This window comes from Streptomyces profundus, from assembly GCF_020740535.1.
In the GTDB taxonomy this organism is placed as follows: domain Bacteria; phylum Actinomycetota; class Actinomycetes; order Streptomycetales; family Streptomycetaceae; genus Streptomyces; species Streptomyces profundus.
This window is the reverse complement of the sequence record NZ_CP082362.1, coordinates 6,726,533-6,744,228: the sequence shown is the minus strand read 5'-3', so window position 1 is coordinate 6,744,228 and position 17,696 is coordinate 6,726,533. Positions and strand designations below refer to the sequence as shown.

Genomic DNA, 17,696 nt, shown 5'->3' with positions numbered 1-17,696 from the left:
GATGAACTCCCCGGCGCCCCCGGGGAGTCCACCGCCCGCGCCCGGGGGCCCGGCTGAGCGCCGGGCCTCTCGCGGCCGTCGAGTATTCCTCGCACCGAATGACAGCGAGAATTCCCCGATGGAAAACGATTCCAGGGCTCGCGGGCCATGTCGACCGGCCCCGCCGGGAAATTCAGAATTCCGAGCCCCTTGCCATACAACACAATGCGGCGCTAACGTGCTCACGAGATAAGAGCCACACCATAACCTTTGTCCGACGGGCCGAACAAGCGGCCCTGAAGGCCATTCTTCGCGAGTCGCCATGAGACCCCACGCAGGCGGCTGCTTATATTCGCCGAGCGCACGCGAGCCCCTTTCACTCGATCACATCGAGAGAAATAGGGAGCTTGCTTTTGAGGCCATCCGGTAAACCGGATACTCCCCGTTTCCGGAGCCACAGGAGACGCGCTCACCACCGTGGTCCGACCTCACCTCGGGACGCACAGGCGGCGGGACCGCCTCTGCTCCCCACCCCGATGAAGGAGGAGCCGATGTCGACTGGACAGCGCCAGAGGGGGCACCGCCGTGAAGCGTAGACTCGCCGCCCTGCCCACGGTCATCGCCGCCCTGCTGGTCATGCTGACCGGAGGTCCAGCGCTGGGCAGCACGCTCGACGACGCCCGGACGTCCGACGCCCGAACCGCCGACGCCACCGCGGGATGCGGCTCGGCCCCGGGCCTGACGGACGGCACGCACACGATCCAGAGCGGCGGAATCGACCGCACGTTCATCCTCGACATTCCCGACAACTACGACAACAACCACCCCCACCGCATCGTTCTGGGCTTCCACTGGTGGGGTGGGACGGCAGAAGACGTCGCGACGGGCCAGACCGTGGAGACCGGCACCTGGTCCTACTACGGCCTCAAGAGGCTGGCCGGGGACAGCACCATCTTTGTCGCCCCGCAGGGCATCGACAACGCCTGGCCCAACAGCGGCGGTCGCGACGTGGCCTTTGTCGACGATCTGCTGCGGGTCGTGGAGGACAACCTCTGCGTCGAGACGAACCAGCGCTTCGCCGTCGGCTTCAGCTACGGCGGGGCCATGAGCTACTCCCTTGCCTGCTCCCGGCCCGACGTCTTCCGCGCGGTGGCCGCCTATGGCGCTCCCGGGCAGGTCAGCGGATGCGACGGAGGCACCCAGCCGGTCGCCTACTTCGGCGCCCACGGCATCAGCGACGGCAACGGAGGCGCGACGCTGCGTGACACCTTCGTCCGTAACAACGGCTGTGCCGGCCAGAACCCGCCAGCGCCGGCGCCGGGCAGTCTGACCCACATCACCACCGCTTACTCCGGCTGCTCGGCCGAGCACCCCGTGGTCTGGGCCTCCTTCGACGGTGGCCACATCGCGGCGCCCCAGGACGGGGCGCCGGGGGACAGCGGCTCCAACACCTGGCTGCCGGGCGAGACCTGGGACTTCCTCACCCGCTTCTAGGCCCTCCCGCTTCTGATTTCCGCCCCAACCCCCGGCGCCGCCCCTGCGGCGCCGGGGGCTTTCGCCCCGCGCGGCCCGGGAGACGAGTGGTACCCCTACCTCCTTCACAGCCTCCTTCACGACCTTCCGCGTGGCTTCCGCGGAGCCGTGGCCGAATGACGGGAGGACACCTTTCCCCGGAATAGCGGAGCGGAGGGCAAAATGCGCCAGTGCCTGTTGGTAGGACCCGGTATACCGATTCGGTGTCCGGATCCGTCAGGCGCTAAACCGCGCGAGGAAAGCGGGAGATCGGATGGAAGTCCGAGTCCGCAGGGGGACTTGAATGCCCTATCGAGCAACTCGGGGCGACAAGTACCCCTGGCGGGCCGACGAGACCCGCTCCTCCTCGACGTCCTCAACAACGCCTCGACCACCGGCAGGGGCCGGAACTGGGACGGTGTCACCTCCGACCACCCCGCTACCTGGCGCGACAGCGGTCCTGAGCGTCACTGAGGTTTTCTCAGCAGTGATCACTTCCAGGTTCCGTCGCGGACGAGGGTGTCCACGTGAAGTGCCTGTTCCAACTTGCCTCTTGGCCGCCGAACCTCTTGGCCGTCGGACAGGGACGCGGATGCCGATGCCCGCCGCCCGCCTCGACGCGGCGAAGATCATTTCGTTGAGCGAAAATCACTGGAGCCAGGATGATCAAGAGATCTCGGAGTGGCTCCCTTGTGATCCGCTGTCCGTGGTCCTCGATTCACCCGTCGCCGAGGCTTGCCCCGTTACCCCTCGCCTAAAGAAAGTCCCAGTGCACCCAGCCGGAGCCCGCGCGGGCGGCGGTCACGGGATACGGGTGCTGATGCGGCGGGTTCCCCACCACGTCTTCGAGGTAGTAGTAGTTGGACGGGTCCAGCCCGGAGATCGACGAGACCCGCCGCACGTAGGGGCGCCCCGGCAGGTAGCTGTCACGTGGCGTCCCGCCGCCCATCGTGTCGAACAGCGCGTGGTCGAGATTGCTCTCCTGCCGCAGCGGCAGCGCGGCGGAGTCGGCCTCCGACCCCACCAGGAACTCCGTCCCCCAAGCGGTGAGATGGGTCCGGGCCAGCCGGTAGATCAGCTCCGGCACCCGCGCGGCGCTCTCGCTGACGTTGATCGGGTCGTACTTGCCATCGCTGGTCATGTTGCCGGCGACCGTCCCGTGCTTCCCCCGGGATGCGAACAGCCGGTAGCCGGTGGGCTGCGCCGGGCTCGGCTCGATCGCCTCCAACGGGTCCGCGAGTTGGTAGTCGTCCGCCAGCGTGCTCCAGGTCTTCCCCAGGTTCATGGTCGCGGAGCTGCCGACCATCTTGGCGTTGGGCCGCGGCACCAGCCCGTTGAAGCCGCTGTCGAGGTGGTCCCAGGCCGTGACGCCGACATACTCGGCGACGTTCGGCGGCAGTTGGGTGATGATCCCGTACCAGTCCCCCGGGCCGGGGACAGGGTCGATCGCGAAAATGCGCACCGGCACGTCCTTGCGGCCGTACGCGTAGAGGAACCAAGCAGCCATGACGCATTCCATGGCGCCCCTGCTGTGCCCGATGAGGTTGTACGCCTCCGCGTCGCCGCGCGCCGCAAGGTTCGCGCCGTGCAGGGCGAGAGCGGCGGCCTCCTGGCCCGCCGCCTGCGAGATCGTCGACCACCGATCGCCGCCGGAGTACCCCTGCGTGTCGGCCAGCAGGTCCTGGGGAACGGTCAGCGGGCCGGTCAGAACCAGCGGCTCGCTGGTGTTCCGAGGCACCGCCCAGTCGTTCTCGCCCACGCCGCGCACCGTCACGCTGGGACTGGTGGCGGCCAGGTCGCCGGTGATCTCCTTGTGGATACGGACCGGGATATAGCCCGTCCCGGGACTGTAGATCCTCTTGTCACTGCCCTCACGCGACACCTCGCCCTCGTCTCGCGTGCAAGCCGTCCCGCTGAAGCACACAGTGAACGCCTTGCTCATGAATGACCCTCCCGTTCTCCCGGCAGGCGGTCGCCTGCCCCGAACGGGACTACCCGACGTCATGCGCTGTATCGGATATCCAGTCACGGATCACTCAGATGGGTGATGGAGGGTCCAGGCGCGCTGCCGGTGCGGACCATGGAGGCGTCCTCGGCGTATGTCGTGTCTCTCGCGTGGGGTAGGGCTTCCACGGAGCAGTGAGTTTCGCTCAACGAAATGATCTTCACCGTGTCGAGGCGGGCGGCGGGGCTCGACCGGCTGCCGCGCCATTTTTACGGGCAGACGTGAAGCCCTTGGCAGGACAGTCCCGCTCACAAGATCGTCCGCTGCACCAGAGGCTTCACGTGGGTCGCCTACAGTGCCACGCTCGATGTCCGCGCCACGTGGTGGAGTGCCTCGCCCGGCTGCTGGCCGCTCACGGCACGAGGGCGTCGACGTCCTCGCCGAGCGGGCCCCCGACCGGCACGATGTCCTCTCCCTGCCGGCGCGAGGGCGTGACGCACGTGATCCTCGACGGCACGCCGATCGAGTCGGACCGCCTCGCCGGTGTCCGCGAGAACGGCGACGAACTGTGGTTCAGCCAGAAGCACAAGGCATTCGGCGGCGACATCCAGTTCCTCGCCGCGCCGGACGGCACCCCGCTGTGGGTCTCCGAGGTCGGACCCGGCAGCCTCCCCGACATCACCGCCGCCCGGATCCACGCCCTTCCGCTCTGTACAAGGCGACGGCCGACGGCTTGCCCACCCTGGCCGACAAGGGCTGCCTCGGCGCGGGCATCGGCATCCGCGTCCCTGTCCGACGGCCAAGAGGTCCGACGGCCAAGAGGTTCGGCGGCCAAGAGGCAAGTCGGAACAGGCACTTCACGTGGACACCCGCGTGCGCGACGCCCTGCCGAGACCCGTGCGGGCTCCGGGTGAGCGGACGCCGCCCGAGCGCGAGCAGCGGTGGCGAGCCCCGCGGCGCGTCACGCTCAGCCCCAGCCGCGTCGGCGACATCGCGCGTGCCGCCCCTCGTCCGCGACGGAACCTGGAAGTGATCACTGCTGAGAAAACCTCACTGAGCTGGACCGCGCCGCCGGATGGCCCTGCCCGCCCTCCGGGGCGGGCGGGGTCACTCCTGCCAGAACGCCTGCCGGGCCACGGACCCGCTGACCGCTCGACGGAACTGGCCGGGCGACTTGCCGGTGTACTTCTTGAACACGACGCTCATGTACTCGGGATGACTGAAGCTCAGCCGCTTCGCGATCTGTTGGAGTGTCCAGTCCGTCGAGGAGAGCAGCTCGGCGATATGGCCCACCCGGACACGCACGATCTCACCGTGCACCGTTCTGCCCAACAGCCGCACGAATCGGTGGTCGAGAGCCCGGCGGGAGAGCCCGACGTGCCGGATCACCACTTCCACGGAGAGGTTCTGATCCGAATGGTCCCGGATGAACCGTAGGGCCCCGGCGACGAGTGGATCGTCCACGGCAAGGATGTCCGAGGACTGCCGGGCCACGAGGCGGGTCGGTTCGATCAGACGAAGCCCGGGTTCGAGGGACCGCCCCCGCATCATGAGGTCCAGGAGCTCGGCCGCGAGGTAGCCCGTCCTCGTCGTGTCCGGCTCAATGCTCGACAGCGGCGGTGAGGTGAGGCTGCCGATGAGGTCGTCGTTGTCCACGCCGATGACGGCGACCGAGTCCGGCACCCTCAGATCGGCGATCTTGCACGCCTCCAGCACCTCCTGACCCGCGATGTCGTAACAGGCCAACACGCCCACCGGTTTGGGAAGGCTCGTGAGCCACCCAGCGAGACGCTCGCGGTCGGCGGCGCGCATCGCCGACGCCTTCATGCGGAACTCCCGCGCGGTCAGCCCGCGTCGGCGTACATGCTCGGTGAACCAGGCGCCACGCTTCAGCGACCAGCCGAACCGCTCGTCCCCGCAGTAGGCGAAGTGCCGCAGCCCTCGCTCCTCGAAGTGCTGGACCGCCCACTCCGCGATCGTGTCGTCGTCGGTCTCGACGCCGGGCAGCTCGGGCACCAGCTGCCCGGCGCTCAGATCAACCGTGGGAAGGGCGAGTCGACGGATGAACCGCGCCGTCTCGACGCTCTCGATGCGGGCCAGCAGTCCGTGGCCCTGCCAGCCTTCGAGCCACGAGAAGTCGGTTTCGTGCCGGCTGTGTTCGGCGAGGTACATCGACCAACCAGGGTGAGCCTCCACGTACTTCTTCACGCCGACCAGCAGCCCGCGAGCGTATGTGTTCGACGTTTCGACCAGTAACGCCACGTGACGGATCCCCGGGTCAGCCATGTAAATATTCTAAGCCGGACTGCTGAATTACGCATGGCTTGATCTCAGCACCGTCCGTAGCCTGGCACTGCCTTGGGAGGTCAACGATGACAGAGCAAGTACGGGTGGCGATCGCCGGACTCGGTTTCGGTGCCGAGTTCATCCCCATCTACCAAGCCCATCCTGATGCCGATCTGGTGGCCGTCTGCCAACGCGCCGAAGCTCCTTTGAAGGAGATAGCCGACAGGTTCGGCGTGCCGGCCAGGTACAGCAGTTACGACGCGATGCTCCGGGACCCGGAAATCGATGCCGTCCACATCAACACCCCGATTCCCCACCACGCGGAGCACACCGTATCGGCCCTCCGCGCCGGCAAGCATGTCGCCTGCACCGTACCGATGGCCACGACACTTGACGAGTGCCGAGCCATCGTGGCCGCGGCCAAAGAGTCGGGCAAGAAGTACATGATGATGGAGACGGTGGTCTACTCCAGGGAGTTCCTGCATGTTCAGGATCTTCTCGACAATGGCACCCTGGGGCGTATCCAGTTTCTTCGCGGAGCCCACTACCAGGAAATGGCCGGCTGGCCCGGGTACTGGGAAGGACTGCCGCCGATGCATTACGCGACACACGCGGTCAGCCCGGTGCTCAGCCTGGCCGGGGCATTAGCGGAAAGTGTCGTCTGCATCGGATCTGGCCGCATCTCGGAAGAACTCACCAGCAAATACGGATCCCCCTTCGCCGTGGAGAGCGCTCTGCTCACCCTCCGTGATTCTCCGGTGGGTGCGGAGATCGCGCGCTTCCTCTTCGAGACAGCTCGTGAGTACGTCGAGAGCTTCACGGCGTTCGGCGACCGCGCGAGCTTCGAGTGGGAGCAGACACAGGGGTCAGGACACGTGCTGCACGTCGGTGAGGTTCCGGAGGCGGTGGAGGTCCCCGACTTCGGGCACCGACTGCCGCCCGAGGTGGCCCCGTTCACGACGAGAGGCGTCTACGACGACGACCATGAGCACCTCTCGTTCATCCAGGGAAGCGGCCATGGCGGATCGCATCCGCATATGGCGCACGAGTTCCTCCGCAGCATTGTCGAGGACCGCGCGCCCGCGATCGACGAGGTGACCGCCGCGAACTGGACGTCGGTGGGCATCTGCGCCCATGAGTCGGCCATGAACGGCGGGGCACGGGTCTCGATCCCCGATTTCGGGCGGGCGGCGGGATGACCGGGACGCGTGCGTCATGTGCCGACCACGCGCCGACCGGGTTCGCGATGCCGGAGACCTGCCGCATCGGGTCGCGGCGCTCAACCGCGGAGACACGCATGGATCCTGCCCAGACCGGCTCCCGGACGCGGTACCCGACCGTGCCGCACCGGGAGGTAGCGAAACGTCCCTCCGGGGGGTCCCCATGACCGCGCCCTCGCCCATTCCGCCGACCGGGACGGCGAAGAAGTGGCCCGCGAAGCTGCCCCGACTCCCGGTCCTGGCCATCGTCCTGACCGCCCTCGCCGCCGCCCTCTGGGTGGCGGTGCTGGCCGACGGCACGCCGGCCGGGCCGGCGATCGACAACCCGGGCAAGTTCCTTGTCACCGCGCTCGACGCGGTCACGTTCGCCGGGCTGCTGTTCGTCGCGGCGTCCGGCTTCACCCTGATCTTCGGATTGATGCGCACGGTGAACATGGCCCACGGTTCGCTGTTCCTGCTCGCCGCCTACATAGCCATCCGGGTGCAGGAGGCGATGGTCGGCCGGTCACGCAACATCGAGCCGGCGCACGTCGGTTGGCTGGACTGGCTCGTGCCGATGCTGGTCGGGGCGAGCGTCGCCGCCGTGGTCGGGCTGTTGATGCAACAGCTCTTCCTCCAGTGGAACGAGGGTCAGGAACTACGCCAGGCGCTGATCACTCTCGCCCTCACGGTCGTCCTGGCCGACCAGATGCTGCGGGAGTTCGGCGGGCTGGCCCAGACCATGGTCTGGCCGGGTGCCGTCACGCACTTCTTCTCCGTCGCGGGTGAACGCTACGCCCTCACCAGGGTGTTCATTCTTGGCGTGGCGGTACTGGTCGGGGTTCTGCTGTGGCTCTGGCTCACGAGGACGAGCATGGGTATGGTGATCCGCGCCGGCGTGGACGACCGTCAAATGGTCCGCGCCCTCGGCATCAACATCCGTCTGGTCTTCGCGATCACTTTCCTTGTCGGCTCCTTCCTCGCGGGCGTGGGCGGCGTGCTCGGGGCCTCGTTCGCGGGGGCCGCCCCCGGGACCGACGGAAGCTGGCTGCTGAACGCCCTCATCGTCGTCATCGTCGGGGGCCTTGGATCGCTCAAGGGAGCGGCCGTCGGCTCGCTGCTCTACGGCACGGTCGTGGCCTTCTCTCCCGTCTATCTGCCGAGCGACTACTCCTACTACGCGATCATCGTGACCTTTGCCCTGCTGGCGCTGGTCATGGCTGTCCGCCCCAATGGACTCTTCGGGAGGCCGGCATGACCGCCCGTCGCCTGCTGACCTCGTCAAACCTACTCGGCGCCGCCCTGGTCGCCGTCCTGCTCCTCCTGCCGAACCTGACAACGGCGTTCTTCGTCAACTTCGTCATGACGCAGACGTTCATCCTCGGGCTGGCCGCCGCGACCATCGTCTTCCTCGCCAAGTACGGGGGCATGACCTCGCTCGCCCAGTTCCTGCTGTTCGGTGTCGCGGGTTTCATGTTCGGCAACGCGGCCCAGGAGACCGGGTCCCGGGGCCTGAATCTGGGCTGGTCCCCGTGGGTTGCCATCGGCTTCGCGCTCCTGGTGACCGTCGCGGTGGCGTTCGTCCTGGGCGCGATCGCCAGCCGCAGCACGGGGATCTACTTCCTGATGCTCACGTTCGTCTACGCCGTCATCGGCTACTTCGTGTTCGCGCAGATCGTCGAGATCTCCGGCCCCGGTGGTATCACCAGCATCCAGCGTCCCGACTTCCTGGGACCGCCGGTCCGCCTCTACTACGCGGGCCTGCTGCTCTCGGTGCTGGCCTACCTCGGCTTTCGGGCAGCCGGACGGACCCCGTTCGGGCTGGCGCTACAGGGTGTCCGCGACGACCCCGTGCGCATGGCCTCGTTGGGATTCAACGTGCGGCTGTACCGGACGCTGGCGTTCTCGCTGGCCGGCTTCGTGGCCGGTTTGAGCGGGCTGCTCAACGTGTGGTGGAACGGCCAGATCGACCCGGCGTCGATCGCGACGGGTCCCACTCTGATCCTGCTGATCATCGCGGTGATCGGTGGCATCACGTCCTTTGAGGGCGCCTGGCTGGGTGCCTTCGTCTACGTGTGGGTCTTCACCTACTTGAGGGACCTCCCGCTGATCGACGAGATCGGGATCACCGAGGCCCGCTTCAACACCGTGATCGGTGTGATCGTCCTGCTGATCATGGTGCTCTCACCGGAAGGGCTCACCGGAATCGTCCAGCGGCTGCGCCGCCATGTCGGGGCCCGCATCACCGCGTTGCAAGGACCGGCACTGGGCGGATCCCCGTCCACCGGTAAGCGAGCGAAGGAAAGTGGAGGAATGGCGACATGAGCAAGCTGAGACGGAGAACGGCTCCGGCGGCCTCGCTGGCGGCGGCCCTGGTGCTGGTGACCGCCGGATGCGGTGGCGGGGACGACTCGGCGGGACTGCCCGCCGACCAGCAGGGTTCGGGAGGAACGGCCGCCGCGGACGGGGACGGGGTCAAGCTGGGCATCCTCGGCCAGTGCGAGGGCCCGTTCGGCGGCTTCCACGAGGACGCGGCCGCCGGCACAACACTCGCACTGGCCCGGTTCGCCGGCGCCACCTCGAACTCGTCGACCAGCGCGCTGGACGGCTTCAGCGGCGCGGAGGCGGCCGGCACCCCGATCGAACTCGTCGGGATCGGCTGTGGAGACGACACCGCCGACCGCATCTTGCAGGAAGTACGCCTCCTGGTGGAGCAGAACGGGGCCAATGTCATCGTCGGCCCGCTCTCCGGCGACGAGGGCATGGCCGTGGCCGAGTACGCGAAGGCCAATCCCGAGCTCACGGTCCTCGCCGGCATCTCGGGGTCGCAGGAGCAGACCCTCCAGATCCAGGCCCCCAACTACTTCCGGTTCTACGGTGACGGCGCGATCTGGAACGCGGGGCTGGGCGACCTGCTCTACCACCAGCAGGGCTGGCGCGATGTCGCGGTCATCGCGGACGACTACAGCTTCGGCCACACGTCGGCGGCCGGCTTCGTCGCCGACTTCTGCGCCGTCGGCGGCGACGTCACGCACCGGGTCTTCCCCCCGCTGGGAACCACGGACTACTCCTCCTACATCGCCCAACTCCCGAACCCCGACGAGGTCGACGGCTACTTCTGGGCCGTCGGCGGCACCGGGACCCAGGCCGCGCTGGAGGCGTTCATCAACTCCAAGGGCGACCTGACGGGCGACCAGCACGCGGGCAATCTGTTCTTCAACCCGGACCTGGCCCAGGCCCTCGGCAGCGACATCGCCGGTGCGCACATCGGTGGCTTCGCCACCCTGCCAGGCGACGTCATGACCCCGGAGATCGAGGAGTACCTGGCGAGCGCCGACGCGACGTGGGAGAGCATCGCCGGATCGTTGAGCGGCAACGAGCCCGCCCCGCCCTCGACCGCCGCGGCCTTCGGGTTCTTCTACGGGTACTACACGGCCGGCGTGGCGCTGGTCGAAGCCCTGGAGGCGGTCGACGGCGACATCTCCGACGTCGACGCGTTCCACGCGGCGCTCGCCGGCCTCACCCTCGACCTGCCCTACGGCCCCATCAGCCTGGACGAGAACAACAGCGGCGTCGTGGACGTCGGGCTCTCCCGGCTCGTGGTGGACGACGCCGGTGAGGTCGTCCAGGAGACCGTGGCCATCGTCCCCGGCGTGGACCAGTCCTTCGGCGGCACGTTCAGTCCGGACACGCCCTCGCCCGGTCGGGACTTCCCGGCGTGCGACGAGCGCGACCTGCCGTGGGAAGGCCAAGCCACCCCCGTCGTCGACGGCGTTCCCCAGAGTTGAGACGGGAGAGAGCGGACATGGCCCACCCCAACACCGCGCCGCCCGAGCGGAGCGACTCGACTCCGGTCGTGCGGGTCCGCGCGGTATCGGTGGCGTTCGGCGGTCTGCTGGCCCTGCGCGGTGTCGATCTGGACATCGCGCGGGGCGAGCGACTGGCCGTCATCGGACCGAACGGAGCCGGTAAGAGCACGCTGTTCAACGTGATCGCCGGTGACGTGACGCCGGGCCAGGGCTCCGTCGTCATCAAGGGCGTCGAATGCGTCCACCGGCCCTCGCGCCACCGGCCCCGGCTGGGCGTCGCACGGACCTACCAGAAGGCACGGGCTCTGAGCGGCCTCACCGTGCGGGAGAACATCTATCTCGCTCTCACCGGCCACCGGGGTCGGCACTGGGCACTCTGGCGGACCGCCGCCGATCGGCGAACCGACGAGGAGGCGGCCGGCGTGGCCGACCGGGTCTGGCTCTCCGGGCAGCTCGACACGGTGGCCGGGGAACTCGCCCACGGGCAGCAGCGCCAACTCGAACTCGGCATGGCGATCTCCACGCGACCGGACGTCATGCTGCTCGACGAGCCGGCGTCCGGGCTGTCGCGAGGAGAGCGCGAGCGGTTGGTCGAGTTGCTTGAGTCCTTCGACGAGGACCTCACTCTGCTGCTCATCGAGCACGACATGGACGTGGCCTTCCGGGTCGCCCAGCGAGTGGTGGTGATGGCCGACGGCGAGCAGGTCACCGCCGGCACCCCCGGGCAGGTGCGGAGCGATCCGCGCGTCCACCGGATCTATCTGGGCACGGAGGCGACGACATGACCACCGCTCCCCTTCTCGATGTCCGCGGACTGCGGGCCGGCCACGGGGCCTCCGTCGTCCTGGAGGATCTTGGTTTCAGCATGGGAGTCGAGGCGGTCGGTATCGTCGGCCGGAACGGCATGGGAAAGACCACGCTCTGCGACACCCTGGTGGGATTCCTCCCCACGACGGGCGGTGAAATCCTGTTGGGGGGCGTGGACTTGACGGGCCGACCGCCCGAGAGGATCGCCAACGCCGGCATCGCCTACGTGCCGCAGGGCCGCCGGCTCTTCCCGTCCCTCACCGTGGACGAGCACCTCGCCATGCTGGCCGGGAGAACCCGCGGCAAACGTTGGACCCCCGAGGCGGTCTACGGTCTCTTCCCGCGGCTCGCCGAGCGGAGGAGACACGGCGGCGCGGCTCTCTCCGGCGGGGAGCAACAGATGCTCGCTGTCGGACGGGCCCTCCTGCTGAACGCGCGTCTGATCGTGATGGACGAGCCGTCCGAGGGGTTGGCCCCGACCATCGTCGATGTCCTGGTCGACGCCGTCCACCACCTGGTGGACGAGGGAGTGGCCGTGCTGGTCGTCGAGCAGAACCTGCGTGCGGCCGTCCGGCTGGCGAAACGGCAACTCGTCATGGTTTCCGGCCGCTTGGAGGCCGAGTTCACGGGCGACGAGCTGCTGACCCGGCCGGACCAGCAGCGCAGGTATCTCGGCGTCGGCGCGGACGAAGGGGCACATCCGTGACATCCGGCCGCACGGAGCACGCCCACGCGGGTGCGGGGACGCCGGCGTCCCCGCTCAGGGGTGGGGTCGACAGAGAAAGCGGAACGGGAGGATCGGAGTACCGATGAACACGACCAGGACGTTCGGGGTCAGCACGTGGGTGTGGGCCTCGCCCCTGACCGACCAGCGGCTGGCCGAACTGGCGCCGCGTATCCGCGCCTGGGGCTTCGACGTGATCGAGCTTCCGGTGGAGAACGTGGGCGACTGGGACCCCCACCGCGCCGCGCGGCTGCTCGACTCCCTGGGCCTGTCGGCCACGGTCGTCCTGGCCATGGCCCCCGGACGCGAGTTGGTGGCCGCCGACCGCGCGACGATCACCGCCACACAGGACTATGTGCGGCGTGTGGTGGACGTGGCGTCCGCCGTCTCCGCACCGGTGGTCGCCGGGCCGGCCTACGCATCGGTGGGACGGACCTGGCGCGTCACCGCGGCGGAGCGGCGCGCCTGCTACGAGCAGCTCAGGGAGAGCCTGGCACCCGTGCTGTCGCACGCGGCCGACGCCGGCGTCACGGTGGCGGTCGAGCCCCTGAACCGGTTCGAGACAAGCCTGATCAACACCGTCGACCAGGCGCTCGACGCGATGACGGGTCTGCCGCCCGAGGGGTGGGGCGTGGGCCTGGACCTCTTCCACATGAACATCGAGGAGCGCTGCGTCCCGGAAGCGATCCGGACGGCGGCGGGCCGGATCGCGCACGTCCAGGTCGCCGCCAACGACCGGGGTGCCCCGGGCGCCGGCCACCTCGACTGGTCGGGCATCGTCGCGGCCCTGGACACGGCCGGGTACCAGGGCCCGCTGGTGATCGAGACCTTCACCGAGGAGAACGAGACGATGGCGACGGCCGCCTCCATCTGGCGCCCGTTGGCACCGAGCCAGGACGCGATCGCCATCGACGGCCTGTCCTTTCTCACCGAGGTGACTGGGGAAGGGGGCAGGCGGTAGCGGCCGGCGATCCGGCGGCTTGAGCCGCCCGCCGGGTCGCCGAAGGGCCGACGAGATGCCGGCCCCGGCTGGAGTTCCCAGGTTCACTCGGCGTCTCCCCCGCACGCCGCCGATCCCACGCGAGCCGACGTCAGCCTCCTGGAGAATCCCCTCTCCACCGTGGAAGCGCCTCGGGTGAGCCGTGCGGACCGTCGAGTTCGACCATCAGCACATCAACGAACCGCATTCGCATCCACGTCATGGAGTAAGCCATGCGAAGATTCAGACGATGCGCGCTGTTCACGGTGGTGACAGCATTCCTGATCTCGTTCCTCCCAGGAGTGTCCACCAGTGTCGCGCATGAGACCGAGCACGAGTACGAAGTACTGTTCTTCCACAAGACTACCGGCTTCCGGCACGGGTCAATCCCGGCGGCCATCACGGCTGTTGAGGAGTTGGGCGAGGAGCACGGCTTCGCCGTAACGGAGACTCAGGACGCCTCGGTCTTCACGGACGAGCAACTGGCCCACTACGCGGCCGTGGTCCTCTACACCGACGGCGAGGACACCCTGAACGCCGACCAACGGCAGGCGTTCGAGCGCTTCGTCCAGGGCGGCGGTGGGGTCGCCGGCCTGCACTCCTCCTCGAACATGGACAAGACGGACTGGCCCTGGTGGTCGGACCTGATGGGTGACGCCTTCTTCCGGAACCATCCCTCGGGCGCCGACCAGTTCCAGGAAGCGACGGTGCTCATCGAGGACCCGACACACCCGTCCACCGCCGAACTCCCGGCCGAGTGGGTCCGCACGGACGAGTGGTACAACTTCACCGCCAACCCGCGCGAGAAGGTCCACGTACTCGCCACGCTGGACGAGTCGACGTACAACCCGGGATCGGGCGCGATGGGTGACGATCACCCGATCGCCTGGTGCTCCAACTTCGACGGCGGGCGCGCCTGGTACACGGCTCTCGGCCACGAGCCGGAGCACTACGACGAGCCCCTGTTGCGTCAGCACATTCTCGGCGGCGTCCAGTGGGCTGCCGGTGCCGCCGAGGGCGACTGCGGCGAGCCACGCGAGGGAACCCCGACGGAGGCCTCGTTCGAGAAGGTCGCCCTCGACGACAACACCGCCAACCCGATGGAGTTGGCCGTCGCCCCCGACGGACGGGTCATCTACGTCGAGTTGGGCGGCGCGGTCAAGATCTGGGACCCCGAGACCGGTGGTGTGAACGTCGCCGCACAGATCCCCGTTCACCGCGGCAACGAGAACGGGCTGCTGGGCATCGCCCTCGATCCGGACTTCGAGAGCAACCAGTGGCTCTACCTCTTCTACAGCGCCCCCTCACCCGAGGTACAGCACGTCGCGCGCTTCACCCTCGACGGGACCACCCTCGACATGGACTCCGAGGAGGTCCTGTTGGAGATCCCGCACCAGCGGGAGGTGTGCTGTCACTCCGCGGGCTCGATGACGTTCGGTCCCGACGGAAACCTCCTCATCTCCACCGGTGACGACACCGCGCACTTCGCGTCGAACGGCTTCACGCCGATCGATGGCCGTGTCCACGACCAGCACAACAGCCAGGACGCCAAGCACTCCTACGACGCGCGACGCACCTCGGGCAACACCAACGACCTGCGGGGCAAGATCCTGCGGATCACGCCCGAGGACGACGGCACCTACTCGGTTCCCGAGGGGAACCTCTTCCCACCGGGCACCGAGAGAACCAGGCCCGAGATCTACACCATGGGGCATCGCAACCCCTTCCGGATCGCCGTGGACGACGACACCGGTTGGATCTACGCGGGCGAGGTCGGCCCCGACGCCGGCAGTGACAACCCCAACCGGGGCCCGCGTGGCTACGACGAGTGGAACCAGATCCGGGAAGCTGGCAACTACGGCTGGCCCTACTGCATCGCCGACAACCAGCCGTACCGGGAATGGGACTTCGCCACCAACACGCCGGGCGAGTTCTTCGACTGCGAGAACGGTCCGGCCAACGACTCGCCCTTCAACACCGGCCTCGACGTGGTGCCGCCGGCGGAGGACGCGTTCATCTGGTACCCGTACGGGGAGTCCCCGGAGTTCCCGGAGATCCCGGTGGGCGGCGGTCGCACCGCTTACGCGGGCGACGTCTACCACTACGAGGAAGGGCTCCTGGGAGACGGCCAGTTCCCGGAGTACTACGACGACGCCGTGTTCGTCATGGAGTGGTCCCGAAAGTGGATCGGCGCGCTCAGGCTCGATGAGAACGGCGACTACGAGAGCTACGAGCCGTTCATGCCGAGCACGCTGTTCCGCAGCCCGCACGACATGGAGTTCGGCCCTGACGGAGCCATGTACCTGATCGAGTGGGGCATGGACTTCAACTACGGCGGCGGGAACGTGAACCCGGACTCCGGCCTGTACAAGATCAACTACACCAAGGGGTCACGCACCCCCGTCGCGGAGGCCAACTCCGACCGGGACTCGGGGCCCACGCCGCTTGAGGTGAACTTCTCCGGCGAGGGCAGCCACGACCCGGACGGCGACGAGCTGACCTACACCTGGGACCTCGGCGACGGCACGACATCGGACGAGCCGAACCCGACCCACGTCTACACCGAACCCGGCGAGTACAGCGCCCGGTTGACCGTCACCGACCCGTCCGGGCGCTCCAGCAGCTCCAATCTCACCATCACGGCGGGAAACACCCGTCCCGAGGTGACCATCGAGCTTCCGGAGAACGGGCTGGTCTTCGACTGGGGTGACGAGATCCCGTTCGAGGTCTCGGTGGTGGACGCCGAGGACGGCTCCGGCGACGCGATCGACTGCGCGCGCGTCACCGTCCAGCAGGGTCTCTACCACGATGAGGGCGGCAACGCCCACGTGCACCCGGGCGGAACCGAAACCGGTTGTGAAGGCGTGCTCGTCACCCAGGCCGACGCGGAGCACGGCGACGCCGCCGACATCGCGCTCGTCGTGACGGCCAGCTACACCGACCACGGCGGCGAGGCCGGCGCGCCGGAGTTGACCGGCGGCGTGACGCACTTCCTTCAGCAGCAGCGGAAAGAGGTGGAGCACTTCGGCGACTCGTCGGACATCGGCACCAGCGCCGCGGACGACGAGGAGACCGGCGGAGGCGAGGCCATAGCCGGCCAGAACGGGGCCTGGGCCTCGTACGAGCCCTACAACCTCAGAGGCATCGGCGAGATCACGCTGCGCGCTGCGGCGGCCGAGGATGCCACGGTCGAGGTACGGAGGGACGCCCCCGACGGCGAACTGCTCGGCACCGGACAGATCGAGGGGAGCGTCGAAGTACCCCGGACGGAGGGACCAGAAGGTTTCGGCAACGCCATCCGGATCAATGGCCCCGGCCAGGTGGAGAACGTCGAGCTGCCGGAGGGCATCGTCAGCGACGTCGAGGACTTCACCATCTCGACATGGGTGAACTGGGACGGCGACCAGTCGTGGGCAAGGATCTTCGACTTCGGCTCCGGAACAGGCAACTACATGTTCCTCACCCCGGCCCCCGACGGGAGCGGCAACCTCAGGTTCGCGATCACCGACGGTTCGGGCGAGCAGCAGATCAACGCCTCGCAGCCACTTCCCACCGACGGCTGGCAGCACGTCGCGGTCAGCCTCTCCGGGACGACCGGGACGCTGTATCTGAACGGCGAGCCGGTCGGAACCAACAACAACATCACACTGACCCCCTCGGACCTGGGCCAGACGGACCAGAACTGGATCGGTGACTCGCAGTGGGAGCCCGACCCGCTGCTCAACGGCGCGGTGGACGACTTCAACATCTTCGGCCGTGCCCTCGACCAGGACGAGATCGCATCTCTCGCCACCACCCCCGGCGGCGGCGATCTCGGCGGTGGGGACATCGCGTGGTACCGGTTCGACGAGGACGCGGGAGCCACCGCGGTGGACTCCTCGGGCCAGGGCAACGACGCGCTCGTCGCCATCGCCGAAACCGCGGCCACCTGGCAGGACGTGACGTTCGCACTCACGCCGACCGAGGGGACGTTCGCGTTGTATCTCGTCTTCCCTGACGGCCAGGCGCGGGTGAACTGGATGGAGTTCGCCCCGGATGAGACCGTCGACCCGACCACGTGCACCGATCCGGACCAACGGGCGACCGTGATGGCCGGCGGCATCGACAGCGGGGTGCCGAACCGGGAGGTCGGCAACGGATGCACGATCAACGATCTCATCACGTCCGACCAGACATGGGAGAACCACGGACAGTTCGTCAGGCATGTGAGGGGGGTGACCGAGCGGCTCGTGGATGACGAGGTGATCACGTCCCGCGAAGCGCGCGACATCAACCGCGCGGCAGCCCGCAGCAACGTGGGAAGGGGCCACACGGCGTCCTGACACGGTGCGCACACCTTCACACTCGGAGGCCCGGGGGGATTCTTCCCCCCGGGCCTCCGGCTCGACGTCCAACCAGTGCGTGCGCCTCGTCGGCCTCGGGCGCCACCCGCTTGCGCCGCGACGGGTCGGCGCCT

General features: G+C 68.3%; 11 protein-coding genes. 9 read left to right on the top strand and 2 right to left on the bottom strand.

From position 1 onward, the window contains the following. The first annotated feature begins 564 nt into the window (after positions 1-564). The gene (locus tag K4G22_RS28265) at positions 565-1,473 is read left to right on the top strand and encodes a CE1 family esterase (protein WP_228083302.1); all 909 of its coding nucleotides are present in this window, start codon (positions 565-567) and stop codon (positions 1,471-1,473) included. A gap of 772 nt (positions 1,474-2,245) precedes the next feature. Here K4G22_RS28265 and K4G22_RS28260 read toward each other — a convergent pair. Next, the gene (locus tag K4G22_RS28260) at positions 2,246-3,433 is read right to left on the bottom strand and encodes a hypothetical protein (RefSeq protein WP_228083301.1); all 1,188 of its coding nucleotides are present in this window, start codon (positions 3,431-3,433) and stop codon (positions 2,246-2,248) included. A 1,110-nt stretch (positions 3,434-4,543) separates the two neighbouring features. Beyond that, positions 4,544-5,722 carry a XylR family transcriptional regulator gene (locus K4G22_RS28250; protein WP_228083300.1) on the bottom strand — a complete coding sequence of 393 codons (1,179 nt, stop codon included), beginning with the start codon at positions 5,720-5,722 and terminating at the stop codon, positions 4,544-4,546. Positions 5,723-5,808: 86 nt separating this feature from the next. Here K4G22_RS28250 and K4G22_RS28245 point away from each other — a divergent pair, with 86 nt between their 5' ends. From K4G22_RS28245 to K4G22_RS28210, 8 genes are all read left to right on the top strand, one after another. Further along, positions 5,809-6,921, top strand: a complete 1,113-nt coding sequence (locus K4G22_RS28245) for a Gfo/Idh/MocA family protein (protein WP_228083299.1) — start codon at positions 5,809-5,811, stop codon at positions 6,919-6,921. 184 nt (positions 6,922-7,105) lie between these two features. Further along, on the top strand, positions 7,106-8,179 hold the full coding sequence (locus tag K4G22_RS28240) for a branched-chain amino acid ABC transporter permease (protein ID WP_228083298.1): 1,074 nt from the start codon (positions 7,106-7,108) through the stop codon (positions 8,177-8,179). Then, on the top strand, positions 8,176-9,246 hold the full coding sequence (locus tag K4G22_RS28235; RefSeq protein ID WP_228083297.1) for a branched-chain amino acid ABC transporter permease: 1,071 nt from the start codon (positions 8,176-8,178) through the stop codon (positions 9,244-9,246). Before K4G22_RS28240 ends, K4G22_RS28235 begins: the two co-directional genes overlap by 4 nt. Further along, positions 9,243-10,709 carry an ABC transporter substrate-binding protein gene (locus K4G22_RS28230; RefSeq protein ID WP_228083296.1) on the top strand — a complete coding sequence of 489 codons (1,467 nt, stop codon included), beginning with the start codon at positions 9,243-9,245 and terminating at the stop codon, positions 10,707-10,709. Before K4G22_RS28235 ends, K4G22_RS28230 begins: the two co-directional genes overlap by 4 nt. 17 nt (positions 10,710-10,726) lie before the next feature. Beyond that, positions 10,727-11,515 (top strand): ABC transporter ATP-binding protein, encoded by a 789-nt coding sequence (locus tag K4G22_RS28225; RefSeq protein WP_228083295.1) that lies wholly within the window; start codon positions 10,727-10,729, stop codon positions 11,513-11,515. Beyond that, entirely contained in the window at positions 11,512-12,243 is a 732-nt protein-coding gene (locus tag K4G22_RS28220) for an ABC transporter ATP-binding protein (RefSeq protein ID WP_228083294.1), read from the top strand. Before K4G22_RS28225 ends, K4G22_RS28220 begins: the two co-directional genes overlap by 4 nt. Positions 12,244-12,346: 103 nt before the next feature. After that, entirely contained in the window at positions 12,347-13,222 is an 876-nt protein-coding gene (locus tag K4G22_RS28215; protein WP_228083293.1) for a sugar phosphate isomerase/epimerase family protein, read from the top strand. A 251-nt stretch (positions 13,223-13,473) separates the two neighbouring features. Beyond that, positions 13,474-17,562 (top strand): ThuA domain-containing protein, encoded by a 4,089-nt coding sequence (locus K4G22_RS28210; RefSeq protein WP_228083292.1) that lies wholly within the window; start codon positions 13,474-13,476, stop codon positions 17,560-17,562. Positions 17,563-17,696 lie beyond the last annotated feature (134 nt).